Raw genomic sequence first — 15772 nt, 5'->3', positions numbered from 1 at the left:
CCAGTCATGGCACGTGCGGTCGGCATCGACCTGGGAACCACCAACTCCGTCGTCTCCGTCCTCGAGGGTGGTGAACCCACCGTCATCGCCAACGCCGAGGGCGGCCGCACCACTCCGTCGGTCGTCGCGTTCGCCAAGAACGGCGAGGTGCTCGTCGGTGAGATCGCCAAGCGCCAGGCCGTGACCAACGTCGACCGCACCATCCGGTCCGTCAAGCGTCACGTCGGCACCGACTGGAACGTCTCGATCGACGACAAGAAGTACACGCCGCAGGAGATCAGCGCCCGCGTGCTGCAGAAGCTCAAGCGCGACGCGGAGAGCTACCTCGGTGAGGCCGTCACCGACGCCGTCATCACCGTCCCGGCCTACTTCTCCGACGCCCAGCGCCAGGCGACGAAGGAAGCCGGCGAGATCGCGGGCATGAACGTCCTGCGCATCATCAACGAGCCCACCGCGGCCGCGCTGGCCTACGGCCTGGAGAAGGGCAAGGAGGACGAGCTCATCCTCGTCTTCGACCTCGGCGGCGGCACCTTCGACGTCTCCCTGCTCGAGGTCGGCAAGGACGAGGACGGCTTCTCCACCATCCAGGTCCGCGCGACCTCCGGTGACAACCACCTCGGTGGTGACGACTGGGACCAGCGCATCGTCGACCACCTGCTGAAGAAGGTCCAGGGCGCGTACGGCATCGACCTGTCCAAGGACAAGATCGCGATGCAGCGTCTGCGCGAGTCCGCCGAGCAGGCCAAGAAGGAACTGTCGACGGCCACCAGCACCGGCATCTCGCTGCAGTACCTGTCGATGACCGAGAACGGCCCGGTGCACCTCGACGAGCAGCTCACCCGTGCGCAGTTCGAGCAGATGACCCAGGACCTGCTGGACCGCACCAAGAAGCCGTTCCACGACGTCATCTCCGACGCCGACGTGAAGCTGTCCGACATCCACCACGTCGTGCTCGTCGGTGGTTCCACCCGCATGCCCGCGGTGACCAACGTCGTCAAGGAGCTGACCGGCGGCAAGGAGCCCAACAAGGGCGTGAACCCGGACGAGGTCGTCGCCATCGGCGCCGCCCTGCAGGCCGGTGTCCTCAAGGGTGAGCGCAAGGACGTCCTGCTCATCGACGTCACCCCGCTGTCCCTGGGCATCGAGACCAAGGGCGGGATCATGACCAAGCTCATCGAGCGCAACACCGCGATCCCGACCAAGCGCTCGGAGGTCTTCACGACCGCCGACGACAACCAGCCCTCGGTGCTCATCCAGGTGTTCCAGGGCGAGCGCGAACTGGCCCGCGACAACAAGCCGCTGGGCACGTTCGAACTCACCGGCATCGCCCCGGCCCCGCGCGGCGTGCCGCAGGTCGAGGTCACGTTCGACATCGACGCCAACGGCATCGTGCACGTGAACGCCAAGGACCGCGGCACGGGCAAGGAGCAGTCGATGACCATCTCCGGCGGCAGCGCGCTGTCGAAGGAGGACATCGAGCGGATGGTCAAGGACGCCGAGCAGCACGCGAACGAGGACAAGCAGCGTCGCGAGGAGGCCGAGGCCCGCAACCAGGCCGAGGCGCTCGTCTACCAGACCGAGAAGTTCATCGCCGACAACTCCGACAAGCTCCCGGCCGACGGCAAGGAAGAGGTCGAGAAGGCCCTGGCGGAACTCAAGACCGCCCTGGCCGGTACCGACGCGGCCGAGATCAAGGCCAAGTCCGACGCCGTCGCGCAGGCCTCGCAGAAGCTGGGTTCGGCCATGTACGCCAACCAGCAGTCCGAGGGTGCCGCCGCCGGTGACGCGGGCGCCTCGGCCGGCCCGGACTTCACCAAGTCCGACGCCGCGGACGAGGACGTCGTGGACGCCGAGGTCGTCGACGACGAGAAGGACAAGTGATGTCGGAGGAGTTCGCCGAACCCACCGTGGTCCGCGACAACCGCCGCATCGATCCCGAGACCGGCCAGGTCCGGGGCGAGTCCACGGCCGCACCGACCCCCACCGAGGCTGCGCAGCCCGCGCAGCCCACGGTGGGCGGCCCGGACGACGGCGCGGCCGAGGCCGGGCTCGAGGCGGCGCAGTCCCTCGCGGCCCAGCGGCTGGAGGAGCTCCAGCGGCTGAACGCGGAGTACGTCAACTACAAGAAGCGCGTCGACCGCGACCGCGACGTCGCCAAGAACGCGGCGCTCGCGGGGGTGGCCGAGGCCCTGCTGCCGGTCCTCGACGACATCCACCTCTCGCGCGAGCACGGCGACCTCACGGGGCCGTTCGTCGCGATCGCGGACAAGCTGGAGAGCACGCTGACGCGGTTCGGGCTCGAGCGCTACGGCCAGGACGGCGAACCGTTCGACCCGGCCGTGCACGAGGCGCTCATGCACAGCCACTCCGACGAGTACGAGGTGGCGACGTGCGTGAAGGTGCTGCAGCCCGGCTACAAGTTCGGCGAGCGCGTCCTGCGCCCGGCCCGCGTCGCGGTGGCCGACCCCCAGGGATGAGTTCGGTCGTCGAGGGAGGAGGACGTCGATGAGCATGCAGGACTGGGCCGAGAAGGACTTCTACGCGATCCTCGGCGTCTCCCACGACGCCGACGCGGCCGAGATCAAGAAGGCCTACCGCAAGAAGGCCCGCACGTTGCACCCGGACGCCAACCCGGGGGACGCCGCGGCCGAACAGCGGTTCAAGGAGGTCGGCGAGGCCTACGCGGTCCTGTCCGATCCCGAGCAGCGCCGCCAGTACGACGGCGTCCGCGCCATGGTCGGCGGCGGGGCCCGGTTCTCCTCCGGGGGAGCCGGGTCCGCCGGCGGCGGCGCCGGGTTCGAGGACCTGCTCGGCGGGTTGTTCGGGCAGGGTCGCGGTGCGCCCGGCGGCGTGCGGTTCGGAACTCCCGGCGGCGCGTCCGGCGGGGGTTTCGAGGACCTGCTCGGCGGCCTGTTCGGCCAGGGCGGCGCCGGTGCCGCCGGGGGTTTCCCCGGTGGTTTCGGCGGAGCCCCCGGTGGTTTTGGCGGAGCCCCCGGTGGTTTCGGCGGGGCCCCGGGCGGGACCCAGGCGCCGCCGCGCGGCCAGGACCTCGAGGCCTCCGCGCGGGTGTCGTTCCGCGACGCCCTCGACGGCAAGACCGTCTCCCTGCGGGTGCCCGACCCGCGGGGCGGACCGGCGCGGACCGTCAACGCCCGGCTGCCGCAGGGGGTCCGCGACGGGCAGAAGGTCCGGTTGCGCGGCAAGGGGCTTCCCGGCGCGGGCGGTCAGGCCGGCGACCTGCTGGTGACCGTGAACGTCGAGCCGCACCCGGTGTTCCGCCGGGACGGGGACGACCTGCGGATGACCCTGCCGGTCTCGTTCGACGAGGCCGTGCTCGGCGCGACCGTCGACGTCCCGACCCTGGACGGTGCCACCGTGCGGGTGAAGGTCCCGGCCGGCACCCCGTCGGGTCGTTCGCTGCGGCTGAAGGGCCGGGGGGTCAAGCGCTCGCGCTCGACCGACGAGCGGGGTGACCTGTTCGTGACGATCGAGGTCGTCGTGCCGCAACGGGTCGACGGCGCCGTGCGCGAGGCCGTCGAGGCGTTCGCGAAGGCGACCGCCGGGGACGACCCGCGCGCGGGCCTGGCCGACCGCGCCCGCAGCTGACGCACCACCGGGGAGGTCCGGGACGAGGGGAGGGAGAGGAACGTGTACGACGACGACAACCCGTTGTTCGTGATCTCGGTCGCGGCCGAACTCGCGGGGATGCACCCGCAGACGCTGCGCCAGTACGACCGCCTCGGCCTCGTCTCGCCCAGCCGGGCCCGTGGCCGGGGGCGCCGCTACTCCGCGCGGGACATCGCGCAGCTGCGTGAGGTGCAGCGCCTGTCCCAGGAGGACGGCGTGAACCTCGCGGGGATCAAGCGGATCCTCGACCTGGAGAACCAGGTGCTGGCCCTCGGTCAGCGCGTGGAGGAGCTCGAGGCCGAGATCGCGCTGGTCCGCCAGCAGGCCCGCCGGATCTTCGCGGCCGGCATGGCCGGCGACATCGTGGCGACGCCGATGGGCCGCCGCCCCGAGTCGCAACGGTCCACCGCCCTCGTGGTCTGGCGGCCCGAGCGCACCCGCTGAGTTCCCCTGCGAGGCCCCGTCCACCACCCGGTGGGCCGGGCCTCGTCGTTCCCCGACCAGCCAGCCCCGGCTCGCCACGCCCTGCACCTCGCGGCCCCCGACGTCGCGTCCGTCCGGGCTTGACCCCGCAGGCTAATCCAATTAGCTTCGGGCTAATGTTGTTAGCCAGCGGGGAGGACGTCATGACCGAGCACCTGCAGATCGGCGGGGGCACCATCGCCTACGAGGTGACGGGCGAGGGACCGCTCGTCGTCCTGGCCCACGGGATGGGTGACAGCAGGCGCTCCTACCGCTTCGTCGCCCCGACGCTGGCCGCCGCCGGTTACCGGGTGGCCGGCGTGGACCTCCGCGGCTGCGGCGAGTCCAGCGTCGGCTGGAACGGCTACAGCCGCACCGACATCGCCGGCGACCTCCTGGCGCTGGTCCGCCACCTCGGGGGGCCCGCCGTGATCGTGGGCCAGTCGATCAGCGGGGGAGCCGCGACCATCGCGGCGGCCGGCGCCCCGGACCTCGTCAGCGGCGTGGTGGAGCTCGCGCCGTTCACCCGCCGGCAGTCGATCGACCTCGCCGGCCTGCTCCGGGTGCGGCGACACCGGCGGGGGATGGTCCACCTGGCCCTGACCGCCGTCCTGGGGAGCGTGCCGAACTGGTCCAAGTACCTCGACCTGGCCGTGCCGGCCAAACCGGCCGACTGGGACGCCGAACTCGCCCGCATCGAGGCCGGGCTGCGCGAACCCGGCCGGATGCAGGTGCTGCAGGCCATGGGGAAGTCGGCTCCGACGGACGCGGGGGAGCAGCTGGGCAACGTCCGCTGCCCCGTCCTGGTCGTCGAGGGCAGCGCCGACCCCGACTGGGCCGACCCGCGCGCCGAGGGTGAGCGCATCGTCGCCGACCTGCCTGCCGGTCTGGGGGAACTCGCCGTCATCGAGGGCGCCGGCCACTACCCGCACACCGAGACGCCCGAGCGCGTCGTCGACCTCGTCCTGCCGTTCCTGACCCGGACCCTGGCCCGTGCCTAGGGCCGGACTGGCCCCCGCCGCCGTCACCGAGGCCGGCGCCGCCCTGGCCGACGAGCGGGGTTTCGACCAGCTCAGCATGGGGGTCCTGGCCGAGCGGCTGGGCGTGCGGCCCCCTTCCCTGTACAAGCACGTCGACGGCCTGGCCGACCTCTCGCACCGGATCGCCGTCCTGGCCGCCGACCAGCTCGCCGACACCCTGCGTGGCGCGACCCAGGGCCTGGCCGGCGGCGACGCCCTCGTCGCCGCCGCGCGGGCCGTCCGGCAGTTCGTCCGGGAGCACCCCGGCCGGTACGCCGCCACCCTCGGCGCGCGCCCGACCGGCCCCGACGACGCCTACGCGGCCGCGACGGGACGGGTGCTGGAGTCGCTGGCGGCCGTGCTGCGCGGCTACGGCATCGATCCCGGGCAGGAGGTCCACGCGCTGCGGATGCTGCGCAGTTCCCTGCACGGGTTCGCGACGCTGGAGGTGGGCGGCGGGTTCCAGATGGCCACCGACGTCGAGGAGAGCTTCGGCTGGATGGTCGGGTTCGTCGACCGGGGGCTGCGGGCCACGGCCGCCGGTGGGCGCGACCGGGTTCCCCGCACGGCATGATCACCTCATGACCTCCAGCGTCCTGGCCGTCGGCTCCTACACCGCCGCCACCGGCGGTCGCGGCCCCGGCGTCGCACTGGTGCGGCGCGATCCGCGGACCGGTCGGCTCGGTGCCGTGGGACCCGTCGACGACTGCCCGTCCCCGTCCTTCCTGGTGGCCGGCGCGGACGGGACCGTGCACGCCGCTCACGAGGTCGAGGAGGGTTTCGTCTCCTCCCGCCGCCCCGCTGCCGGCGGATGGGAACTGCTCGGCGAGGCGCCCAGCGGCGGATCCTCCCCGTGCCACCTCTCGCTGGCCCCGGGTCTCCTCCTGGTCGCCAACTACGGCGGTGGGGTCGGCGTCCTGGACCTGCGCGACGGTGCCGTCGCCCGGTTGCGGCAGACGTTGCACGGCAACGGGTCCGGCCCGGACAGCGAACGGCAGGAGGCCTCCCACCCGCACTCCACGCGCGTGCTGGGCGAGCAGGTGGCGGTGTTCGACCTGGGCACCGACGAGATCCGCGTGCACGCGCTGACCGGTGAGGGGCTGTCCGCCGACCCCGTGCAGACGGTGCACCTGCCCCCCGGGACCGGCCCGCGGCACGCGGCCGTGGCGGACGGGCGGCTGTTCGTGGCCGGTGAGCTCGACGCCAGTGTCACCTCGCTCGCGGTCCGGGACGGCCGCCTCGGCGACCCCGTCACCGCACCGGCCCTGGCCGTCGGCGTGCCCGAGCGGGTGTACCCCTCGGAGATCTGCCCCGCGCCCTGGGGGCTGGTGGTGGCCAACCGGCGGGCCGAGGTCCTCACGCTGCACGAGGTCGTCGACGGGATGGCCCGGCCGGTGCGCGACGTCCACCTCGGCGCGGTGAACCCCCGGCACGTCGTCGCGATCGGCCGGCACCTGTACGTCGCCGCGCAGGACTCCGACCGGATCGTGCACCTCGCGCTCGACGACGACCTCACCGTCGCCGACCGGTCCGTCGCCGAGATCGGGTCGCCGGCCTGCGTGCTGCCGCTCTGAAACCGGTGGACGGCTGAACCACCGCCCCGCATCCTGGGCCCACGCGGACGAGGGGGGAACGTGGACGAGGAGGTCCTGACCGGCGGCGGGGTCAACGAGGTCGTGCGGATCGGGCGGACGGTCCGCCGGCCGACCGGCCCGTGGTCGCCCCGGGTCCACGACCTGCTGCGGCGCCTGGAGGGTTTCGCTCCCGTCCCGCGCGTCCTGGACGTCGTCGACGGTTTCGAGGTGCTCGACTTCCTGCCCGGGGTCGTGGCCAACCACCCCGTCCCCGACGAGGCTGCGACCCGCACCGCGCTGGTCGGTGCCGCCGAACTCCTGCGCGACTACCACGCGGCCACGGCGGGTTTCGCGGCCGCACTGCCCCGCGACGGGTGGCTGTTCCCGGTCCAGGACCCCGTCGAGGTGGTGTGCCACGGCGACTTCGCCCCGCACAACTGCGTCCTGGACGGCGAGCGCGTCGTCGGGCTGATCGACTTCGACACCGCCCGGCCGGGTTCCCGGCTCACCGACCTCGGCGGTGCGGTCTACCGGTGGGTTCCGTTGTCGGCGCCGGGCCACGACGGCGTCCGCCCGGGAACCGCGGAACAGGCCGTGCGGCTGGCCACCTTCGCCGGCGCCTACGGGATGACGACGCACGACCGGGACGGTCTGCTCGACGCCGTCCTGGACCACCTGCACGGGCTCGTCGCCTTCATGCACGCCCAGGCCGCCGCGGGCAGCGCGGCGTTCGCCTCGCACATCGCCGCCGGGCACGACCGGCTCTACCGCGCCGACGCGCAGTACCTGCGGCACAACCGGTCCACCTTCGAGGACGCGATCCGCCGGTGACGGTGGAACCCCCGCTCCGGTCCCCGGGACCTGCTGGGACGGGCGCAGGACCGGGGCGGGGGAGAAGCGTTGCGCAGGATCGTGGGGACGCTGGGCGTGGCCGCGCTGGCCACCGGTCTGCTGAGCGGGACGGGACCAGCGGCGGCTGGGCCCCGGGTCCCGTCCTGGCGTACTCCGGGGTCGGCCAGGACCGCACCCACCTTCGTCGACGGCGGGGCGCTGGCGCTGGTGCGCAGCACCCCCACCGCGCGGTCGGTCGCCGTCGTGGGCCGCGACGGTGCCCTGGCCCTGGCCCGGGAACTGGCCGAGGCCCCCGAGCGCGTCGAGGACGTGCTCGCCTCCACCGACCGCACGTCGGTCCTGGTCGCCGGGCGGGCGCTGCCGTCGGCGGACGGGGCGTCCCCGGACGTCTCGATCTGGTGTCAGCCGCTGGACGGTTCGCCGGCGGAGGTGGTGAGCGGCCACGGGTCGGCCGGGACCTTCGAGGCCACGGTCGGCGCGCGGGCGGCGGCCGCGCCCGTCGTCGAACGCCGCACCCGCACACCCCGCTGAGGGGTTGCACCACGCCCGCACGGGGCAGGGGAAGGGCATGACGAACCTGCGCAACCCGGCCCTGCGGTCGGTGGCCGACCAGTCCGAGGCCGAGCGCGGCGGCCCGGGCAGCATCCTGTCCCGCCAGAGCCGCGACCACGCCGAGCTGGACGAGCTCATGCGCGCCTACGACCGGGCGACCTCGGCGCAGGAGCGCGGACGGCTGGTCGCCGAGGTCGCCGAGCGGGCGTTGCGGCACGCCTTCGCCGAGGAGACCGTGCTGTTCCCCGCCTACCGCCGGTTCCTCGCCGGTGAGGACGACGAGCTGACCCGGCACATCGAGGGCGACCACCAGGCCGTGAACGACGCCCTGGTGCGGTTGCAGCGGGCCGATCCGGCGTCGGCGGACTACGACGCGGTGGTCCGCGCCACGTTCGAGGTGATCCGCCACGACGCCCACGACGAGGAGGACGACCTCCTGCCCCGGCTGCAGCAGGCGGTCAGCGCGCGGCGGCTGCGCGCGATCGGCGCGGCGTGGGAGGCCCAGCGCCGCACCTCGCCCACCCGGCCGCACCCGCGCGTGCCCCGCGAGCCTCCGGGCAACGTCCTGGCCGGGATCCCGCTGGCCGTGTCCGACCGCGTCAAGGACGGCGTCGACCACGCGCTGCCCGTGGGCAGCACCCGGCGCCGGCTGGCCCCGCTGGTCCTGCTGGCCCTCGCCGCCGGGATCGTCGTGGCCCGGCGCCGCGCGGGCTGAGTGCGCCGCCCCCTGCGTCGCAGCCGCGCGTGACCGCGAAGGTCGGACTGTCGACAGTCGACGTGTGACCACGGGCGAGTTCTGCCGGGTAGGTTTCCGTCATGGTCGCGACGGCTGGTCCGCTCAGTTCCCTCGGTCCCGTGGAGCGCACGACGCGCCGGGAGCAGATCCTCGTCAAGCTGCGCGACGCGGTGAGCACCGGAGTCCTCGCCCCCGGCACCCACCTGGCCGAGATCGAGCTCAGCGAGTCCCTCGGCGTCAGCCGCGGGACCCTGCGGGAGGCCCTGCGGCACCTGCAGCAGGAGGGGTTGCTCGTCTCCGACAGCCGCGGCCGGCTGAGCGTGCGGGTCCTGGACGCCCGCGGGGTGCGGGAGGTGTTCGCCGTGCGCGGCGCCCTCGAGGCGCTCGCCTGCGAGGACCTGTGCGCCCTGCCCGACCGCACCGCGGTCGTCACCGAGCTGCGCGCCCGGCTGGAGGCGATGGCCGAACCGGGCCTGCCGCTGGCCGAGCTGGTGACCCGCGACCTGGAGTTCCACGAGGCCCTGTGCCGGGCCTCGGGCAACGAGACCCTGCTGCAGTCCTGGCTGCACGTCAGCGGCCAGGCGCGCGCGGCGATCACCGCCGCCGGCGCCGACCTGGCCCGCGTGAACATGGCCGTGGAGCGGCACGTCCCGCTCGTCGAGATCGTCGAGCGTGGCGACGCCGACGCCGGTCGTCGCTTCCTGCGCACGCACATGGAGGAGGCGGCGGACCACGTCGCCGCTCCGCTCGGCTGAGGCCGCCCGCGCGCCCTGCGGCCGGGCGTGACGTCCCCCGAGGGTGGGCGGACCCTTGCGCCGCCGGCGTGCTGGTGGGATGACGGAACCCCGGCGCTCCGCCGTGGAGTGCCCGGCGCCCGGGAGGACGTCATGACCTTCGCCTGGCCGCAGACCCTCGTCGAACCCACGCCGCGGCGGATCCGCGTCCGCCTCGGCCACCGCCTGATCGCCGACTCCGAACGCGCGCAGCTGCTCGTGGAGTACGGCCCGCAGTCCTTGCCGACCTACTACGTCCCGCTCGACGACGTCACCCCCGGTGCGCTGCTGCCGGACGGACCGGGGGCGGACGGCCGTGAGCAGTTCACCGTCCGCGCCGGTGACGTCGAGGTTCCGCGGGGGGCGTGGACCCGGGCGGACGTCACCGGCCCCTTCGCGGCACTGGCCGGCGCGGTGACGTTCTCCTGGGAAGCGCTGGACTGGTACGAGGAGGACGAACGCGTCCACGTCCACGCCCGCGACCCCTACAAGCGCATCGACACCCTCCGCTCGTCCCGGCGGGTGCAGGTCTTCGTCGGCGGGGTGGAGGTCGCGAACAGCGTGCACCCGCTGCTGCTGATCGAGCAGCCGCTGCCGCGACGGTGGTACCTGCCGTGGACGGACGTGCGGAGCGACCTGCTGGAGGCCAGCGACCTGGTGACCCAGTGCCCCTACAAGGGGCGGGCGCGGTACTGGTCGGTGCGGGCGGGCGGTGAGTTCGTGCCGGACGGTGCGTGGAGCTACCCCGATCCGGTCCCGGAGAACCCCAAGATCAAGGACCTCGTGTGCTTCTTCGACGAGCGGGTCGAGGTGCGGGTCGACGGCCGGGTGCAGGCGCCGCCGGAAACTCCCTGGTCGTGAGCAGCGCCGTCATCGTCACCGCCGTCGTGCTCGACGCGTCGCGCGCCGGCCGCTGAGCACGACGAAGGGCCGGGACGACGTCCCGGCCCTTCGTGGGGATCGAACTCAGCGCTCGATCTTGTCCAGCTTCAGCATCTTGGTGATGACGCTGTCGAGTTCGTCGTCGCGGAAGATCTTCTTCCAGTCGTCCTTGACGATGGACTCGCGGCCGTAGTCCATCGCGATGAGGCAGGCGTCGGAGAACGGGTTGGAGCCGCGCAGGGTGTTGGTCAGCGCGATCTGCACGTGGCCGAAGAGCATGGCCTTGGCGGCCTCCTCGGGGACACCCACGGTGTGCACGGTCTCGTGCAGGGCGTCCTTCAGCAGCGCGCCGATCATGCAGGCCACGGTCTCGACCAGGGTCGGCTCGAGGACGGCCAGCTGCTTGACGGTCACCCAGTGCACGGTGTCGACCGGGCCGTACATGATCCGGATGACGTCCTCGGCGACTGCCCGCTTCTGCAGGTCGTCGTGCTCGAACGCCGCGACGACGTTCTGCAGCGCGGCCTCGCCGCCGAAGTTGTCCTTGTACTCCTCGGGCTTGGTGCGCTCGAGGAAGACCGAGGGGTGGCAGGGGTGGGCGCAGGCCTGCAGGACGTCCTCGCGCTGGGCGAGCAGACCGGCGTAGGCGGCGGCCGGGTCGAGGGTGACCAGGATCGAGCCGGGCTTCATGGCCGGGACGACCGACTGCGACACGACGCCCAGGACGGTGTCCGGGACGGCGAGGATGACGACGTCGGCGCCGTCGATCGCCTCTTCGGTGGAGACGGCGGTACGGCCCTCGGCGGCCATGCGCTCCTGGCCGGCGGGGGAGTTCTCCGCGTAGCGCAGGGTGTGGCGCGACTTCATGAGGTTGCGGGAGACCCGCATGCCCATCTTGCCGCCGGCGCCGACGACGGCGACGGTCACGGCCGGGGTCTCGGTGGTCACAGCGGTCTCAGACGTAGCGGTCACGATTCTCAGCTCCTAGCGGTTTCTCAGGCGTGGGTGGTCTTGGTGTCGGCGGCGGTGGCCGAGGTGGCCACGGCGGCCCGGCTGCGCCGCGACATGACGAGCAGGATCACGGCGGACAGGACGAGCAGGCCACCGGTGAGCCACAGCCCCAGCTTCTCGTCGCCGGTGAGGTCGGTCAGCCAGCCGGTGATGTACGGCGCGGAGAACCCGCCGATGTTGCCGAAGGTGTTGATGAAGGCGATGCCGGCGGCGGCCGCGGCACCGGTGAGGAACTGCGGCGGCAGCGACCAGAAGTTCGGCAGCGCCATGAAGATGCCGCACGCGGTGACGGCGATCACGAGGATCGTCAGGTACGGCGAGTTCATGTACAGCGCGATCGGGACGCTGATGCCGGCGGCCAGCGTCGGGACCGCGATGTGCCAGCTCTTGAAGCCGTTCTTGACGATGTGCCGCGACCACAGGAACAGGGCGATGGCGGCCGGGACGTACGGGACCGCGTTGACCAGGCCCTTCTCGAACACCGAGAACGTGGTGCCGAAACGTTCCTGGAAGCCGGCGATGATCGTCGGCAGGAAGAAGGCCAGGGAGTACAGGCCGTAGATCAGGCCGAAGTACGCGACGGCCAGGGCCCACACGCGGCCGACGCCGAGGATGGCGCGGGCGGAGTGGGTGCCGCGGGACTCGCTCTCGGCGCCCTCGGAGTCGAGTTCACGGCGCATCCAGGCGCGCTCGTCGGCGGTCAGCCACTTGGCGTCCTCGGGCTTGTCGGTCAGGTAGAACCAGCACGCGATGCCCATGAGGATCGCCGGCACGCCGACGCACAGGAACATGAAGCGCCAGCCCTCGAGGCCGAACACCCCGTGGCCGGACTGCATGAGGAAACCGGCCAGCGGGGCGCCGACGACCGTGGTCAGCGGCTGGGCCAGGTAGAAACCGGCGAGCGCCTTGCGGCGGTACTCGCGCGGGAACCACATCGTGATGAAGAGGATGGCGCCGGGGAAGAACCCGGCCTCGGTCACGCCGAGGAGGAACCGCAGCCAGTACAGCTGGGTCGCGTCCTGCACCCAGGTGAACAGGACGGCGACGATGCCCCAGGTGACCATGATGCGCGCCAGCCACTTGCGGGCACCGAAGCGGTGCAGCGCCATGTTGCTGGGGATCTCGAGGATGATGTAGCCGACGAAGAAGATGCCGGACGCGAACCCGTACTGGGCCAGCGTCAGCCCGAGGTCGTCGTTCATCCCGTTCGGGCCCGCGAAGCTGATCGCGGTCCGGTCGAGGTAGTTGATGAAGAACATCACCGCGACGAACGGGATGAGCCGCACTGCGGCCTTCCGCAGTGCGGTGCTGCCTGCCGGTTGCGTGGTGTCCATGGAGGGCGTGCTCCCTTGCACGGGTCGAATGTCGAGTCGTTGACATGTGGGAGAGCGCCGCCCGGGCGGACCGGTCGGCGGGAAGACTGTCGCACCCGGGGCCGCGATTGGTCAACCGGTTGCGAGGCTCACCGGGGTGCTTGGTAGCCCGTCAGGGTTCGCAGTGACCGGGCGGTCCAGTCGGCCTCCACCTGGCACGTCGACGCAACGTCACCCTGAGGCAGCAGCCAGTGCTCGAGGACCTGGTGGACGCGGGTCGGGTCCGGCTGCACGACGGCCAGCAGGTCGCGGTAGTCGAGCTGGCCCTCGCCCAGCGGGCAGCTGGCCAGCGTGAAGCCGGCCCACCCCTCGCGGCGGGTGAACGCGAAGTCCTTGACGTGGATGTTGACGACGCGACGGGCCAGCCGGCGCACGACGTCGCGCGGGTGCTCGACGTTGGCCACGCAGTTCGCCGGGTCCAGGACGATCCCGAGGTTCGGCGAGTCGATCGCGTCCACGATCTCGAGCAGCTCGGAGGTCATGATCTGCTCGTAGGTCTCCAGGCCGAGGGTGACGCCGGCGGCCTCGTACTCGGGCACGACCGTGCGCAGCCGGGTCAGGGTCTCCTCGGTCGTGGGGCGGTCGGGCACCCCGTCGACCACGGCGAACACCATGGAGCGGACGGTCCGTGCGCCCAGGGACCGCGCGTGGGCGAGGTGCGTGCGCAGGTGCTCCACGCCCGTTCCGCGGGTGCCGGTCTCCAGGACCAGCCCGCGCTCGGCGGCGGCCTCGCGCAGCTGCGCCGCGAGCTCGGGGGTCAGTGCCTCCAGGTCGGGGTGGTCGCAGATCTGGAACACCTCGCCCCCGAGGTCGGCGATCTCGTGCAGCATCTGCAGCAGCGACAGGGGTTGCGGTGCCGAGGCGTCCCAGCGGTGGCTGTACGCGTAGGTGGACACTCCGATGGCCACGATGCCTCCTCGATGCCCCGGACGGGGCGCTGGATTGGTCAACCGGTTGCAGGGTATCGTCCCGTCGCACCGCGCCCCTGGAGCACGCCCGTTCGGGCGTGCGATCGAAGGAGATCCCGGCAGTGACCACCATCTTCGGCAACCCGTCGTCGTTCGTGCCCGACGTCCTCGCCGGTTTCACCGACCTGTACTCCCGGTACGTCCAGCCCGTCCCGCACGGCGTGATCCGCTCCACGGCCACGCCCGAGGGCAAGGTCGCCGTCGTCGTGGGTGGTGGCTCCGGCCACTACCCGGCCTTCGCCGGCTACGTCGGCCCGGGCCTGGCCGACGCCGCGGTCTGCGGTGACGTGTTCGCCTCCCCCTCGACCCGCTGGGTCTACGACGTGGCCCGCGCCGCCCACCGCGGCGGCGGCGTCGTCCTGGCCTACGGCAACTACGCCGGCGACATCCTCAACTTCGGCCTGGCCGCCGAGCGGCTGCGTGCCGAGGGCATCCCCGCCGACGTCGTCTGCGTCACCGACGACGTCGCCTCCGAGGGCCAGGGCGCCAACTCCCAGCGCCGCGGCATCGCCGGGGACGTCGTCGTCTTCAAGGTCGCCGGCGCCGCGGCCGAGGCCGGGTACTCCTTCGAGGACGTCGTGCGCGTCTCGCGGCACGCCAACGACCGCACCCGCTCCCTGGGCGTCGCCTTCTCCGGGGCCACCCTGCCGGGGGAGTCCGAACCGCTGTTCACCGTCCCGGCCGGGAAGATGGCCGTCGGCCTGGGCATCCACGGCGAACCGGGCATCTCCGAGGAGCCCGTCGGCACCCCCGAGGAGATCGCCGAGCTCCTCGTCCGGCGCGTCCTCGACGCCCGCCCCGAGGGGACGTCGACCAGGGTCGCGGTCCTGCTCAACGGTCTGGGCGCCACGAAGTACGAGGAGCTCTTCCTGCTCTACGCGCCGGTCGCCGCACGGCTGCGCAAGGAGGGTTGCGAGATCGTCGCCCCGCAGGTCGGTGAGCTCGTGACCTCCCTGGACATGGCCGGCGTCTCGCTGACCGTGACGTGGCTGGACGACGAGCTCGAGACGCTGTGGACCGCGCCCGCGCAGTCCCCGGCCCTGTCCACCGGCGCGCTCATCGAGACCACCCCGGCCCCGGCGTACGTGGTGCCGGCCGACGAGGTCGCCGACTACTCCGGCACCCCGGCCGAGGCCGCGCAGGCCGGTGCGCAGGTCGCCGCCCTCGTGGAGTCCGTGCGCGACGCGCTGGCCGCCGCCGAGGAGGAGCTGGGCCGCATTGACGCGGTCGCCGGCGACGGCGACCACGGCGTCGGCATGGCCCGCGGCTCGCGCGCGGCCGCCGAGAAGGCCCGCCAGGCCGCCGACGCCGGCGCCGGCGCCCGCTCCACCCTGGCCGCGGCCGCCGACGGCTGGGCCGACCGCGCCGGCGGGACCTCCGGTGTCATCTGGGGTGTCCTGCTGCGTGCGCTGGCCGAGCAGCTCGACGACTCCGGCGGGCCCTCGGCCCAGCAGGTGGCCGCCGGCGCGACCGCGTCCGTCGAGGCCGTCATGACGCTCGCGGGCGCGCGGGTGGGGAACAAGACGATGCTGGACGCGCTTGAACCCTTCGCACGCGAGTTGAGCGCCCGCGTGGGTGCCGGTGAGGGGCTGAGCGCGAGTTGGCGGGCCGCTGCGGTGGCCTCGACGGCCGCGGCCGAGGCCACGAAGGACCTGCTCCCGCAGATCGGGCGGGCACGTCCGCTGGCCGAACGGTCCCTCGGGCACCCCGACGCGGGTGCGATCTCGCTGGCCCTGGTCACCCGGACCATCGCCGAGAACCTCTGAACTGGGAGAATGTGGTCATGACTGATCTGCAGTGGCGCGTGGTGCTGGCGGCCGACGAGGCCGGGGTGTCCTACAAGGACGCGATCAAGGCCGACCTGCTCAAGGACCCCCGGGTCAAGGAGGTCATCGACGTCGGCGTGAACGGCGACGACGACAAGACCGCCTACCCGCACGTGG

At 72.9% G+C, this 15772-nt stretch carries 17 protein-coding genes; 14 read left to right on the top strand and 3 right to left on the bottom strand.

Features of this window, described 5'->3' with window-relative positions; genetic code table 11:
- The first annotated feature begins 6 nt into the window (after positions 1 to 6).
- From dnaK to ACRYR2_RS21255, 12 genes are all read left to right on the top strand, one after another.
- The gene (gene dnaK / locus ACRYR2_RS21310; protein ID WP_432564895.1) at positions 7 to 1881 is read left to right on the top strand and encodes a molecular chaperone DnaK; all 1875 of its coding nucleotides are present in this window, start codon (positions 7 to 9) and stop codon (positions 1879 to 1881) included.
- A complete protein-coding gene (grpE, locus tag ACRYR2_RS21305) occupies positions 1881 to 2477 on the top strand; it encodes a nucleotide exchange factor GrpE (RefSeq protein ID WP_432564894.1) in 597 nt (198 codons plus the stop codon). The genes dnaK and grpE overlap by 1 nt, the downstream gene beginning before the upstream one ends.
- A gap of 28 nt (positions 2478 to 2505) precedes the next feature.
- Entirely contained in the window at positions 2506 to 3606 is a 1101-nt protein-coding gene (locus tag ACRYR2_RS21300; protein WP_432564893.1) for a DnaJ C-terminal domain-containing protein, read from the top strand.
- Between the two features lie 99 nt (positions 3607 to 3705).
- Positions 3706 to 4071 carry a heat shock protein transcriptional repressor HspR gene (locus tag ACRYR2_RS21295; RefSeq protein ID WP_432564935.1) on the top strand — a complete coding sequence of 122 codons (366 nt, stop codon included), beginning with the start codon at positions 3706 to 3708 and terminating at the stop codon, positions 4069 to 4071.
- Between the two features lie 182 nt (positions 4072 to 4253).
- Positions 4254 to 5090 carry an alpha/beta fold hydrolase gene (locus tag ACRYR2_RS21290; RefSeq protein WP_432564934.1) on the top strand — a complete coding sequence of 279 codons (837 nt, stop codon included), beginning with the start codon at positions 4254 to 4256 and terminating at the stop codon, positions 5088 to 5090.
- Positions 5083 to 5682 (top strand): TetR/AcrR family transcriptional regulator, encoded by a 600-nt coding sequence (locus ACRYR2_RS21285; protein WP_432564892.1) that lies wholly within the window; start codon positions 5083 to 5085, stop codon positions 5680 to 5682. Before ACRYR2_RS21290 ends, ACRYR2_RS21285 begins: the two co-directional genes overlap by 8 nt.
- Before the next feature lie 7 nt (positions 5683 to 5689).
- Positions 5690 to 6682 (top strand): beta-propeller fold lactonase family protein, encoded by a 993-nt coding sequence (locus tag ACRYR2_RS21280; protein ID WP_432564891.1) that lies wholly within the window; start codon positions 5690 to 5692, stop codon positions 6680 to 6682.
- 60 nt (positions 6683 to 6742) lie between these two features.
- Positions 6743 to 7513, top strand: coding sequence for an aminoglycoside phosphotransferase family protein (locus ACRYR2_RS21275; protein ID WP_432564890.1), 771 nt, complete (start codon positions 6743 to 6745; stop codon positions 7511 to 7513).
- 69 nt (positions 7514 to 7582) lie between these two features.
- Positions 7583 to 8065, top strand: coding sequence for a hypothetical protein (locus ACRYR2_RS21270; protein ID WP_432564889.1), 483 nt, complete (start codon positions 7583 to 7585; stop codon positions 8063 to 8065).
- A gap of 37 nt (positions 8066 to 8102) precedes the next feature.
- A complete protein-coding gene (locus tag ACRYR2_RS21265) occupies positions 8103 to 8801 on the top strand; it encodes a hemerythrin domain-containing protein (RefSeq protein ID WP_432564888.1) in 699 nt (232 codons plus the stop codon).
- Positions 8802 to 8941: 140 nt separating this feature from the next.
- The gene (locus ACRYR2_RS21260) at positions 8942 to 9577 is read left to right on the top strand and encodes a GntR family transcriptional regulator (protein ID WP_432564887.1); all 636 of its coding nucleotides are present in this window, start codon (positions 8942 to 8944) and stop codon (positions 9575 to 9577) included.
- Between the two features lie 132 nt (positions 9578 to 9709).
- Positions 9710 to 10456 carry a DUF427 domain-containing protein gene (locus ACRYR2_RS21255; RefSeq protein WP_432564886.1) on the top strand — a complete coding sequence of 249 codons (747 nt, stop codon included), beginning with the start codon at positions 9710 to 9712 and terminating at the stop codon, positions 10454 to 10456.
- Between the two features lie 105 nt (positions 10457 to 10561).
- Here ACRYR2_RS21255 and ACRYR2_RS21250 read toward each other — a convergent pair whose 3' ends face one another.
- The 3 genes from ACRYR2_RS21250 to ACRYR2_RS21240 all read right to left on the bottom strand — a co-directional run bounded on the left by ACRYR2_RS21250 (position 10562) and on the right by ACRYR2_RS21240 (position 13769).
- Positions 10562 to 11449: a phosphogluconate dehydrogenase C-terminal domain-containing protein gene (locus tag ACRYR2_RS21250; protein ID WP_432564885.1), complete on the bottom strand. Its 888-nt coding sequence runs from the start codon at positions 11447 to 11449 to the stop codon at positions 10562 to 10564.
- Positions 11450 to 11472: 23 nt separating this feature from the next.
- Positions 11473 to 12822 (bottom strand): MFS transporter, encoded by a 1350-nt coding sequence (locus tag ACRYR2_RS21245; RefSeq protein ID WP_432564884.1) that lies wholly within the window; start codon positions 12820 to 12822, stop codon positions 11473 to 11475.
- 128 nt (positions 12823 to 12950) lie between these two features.
- Positions 12951 to 13769 (bottom strand): sugar phosphate isomerase/epimerase family protein, encoded by an 819-nt coding sequence (locus tag ACRYR2_RS21240; protein WP_432564883.1) that lies wholly within the window; start codon positions 13767 to 13769, stop codon positions 12951 to 12953.
- Positions 13770 to 13891: 122 nt separating this feature from the next.
- Between ACRYR2_RS21240 and ACRYR2_RS21235 the strand changes: the two genes are divergently transcribed.
- Together ACRYR2_RS21235 and ACRYR2_RS21230 are read left to right on the top strand one after the other, a co-directional pair.
- Positions 13892 to 15595: a dihydroxyacetone kinase family protein gene (locus ACRYR2_RS21235; protein WP_432564882.1), complete on the top strand. Its 1704-nt coding sequence runs from the start codon at positions 13892 to 13894 to the stop codon at positions 15593 to 15595.
- A 17-nt stretch (positions 15596 to 15612) separates the two neighbouring features.
- Positions 15613 to 15772 (top strand): RpiB/LacA/LacB family sugar-phosphate isomerase (locus tag ACRYR2_RS21230; RefSeq protein WP_432564933.1); only part of this gene is annotated, 160 nt, incomplete at its 3' end.

Origin of the sequence: Kineococcus deserti (assembly GCF_050871945.1) — a bacterium.
In the GTDB taxonomy this organism is placed as follows: Bacteria; Actinomycetota; Actinomycetes; order Actinomycetales; family Kineococcaceae; genus Kineococcus.
Note: the sequence above shows the minus strand (reverse complement) of the source record. Positions and strands in the feature narration are given on the sequence as shown.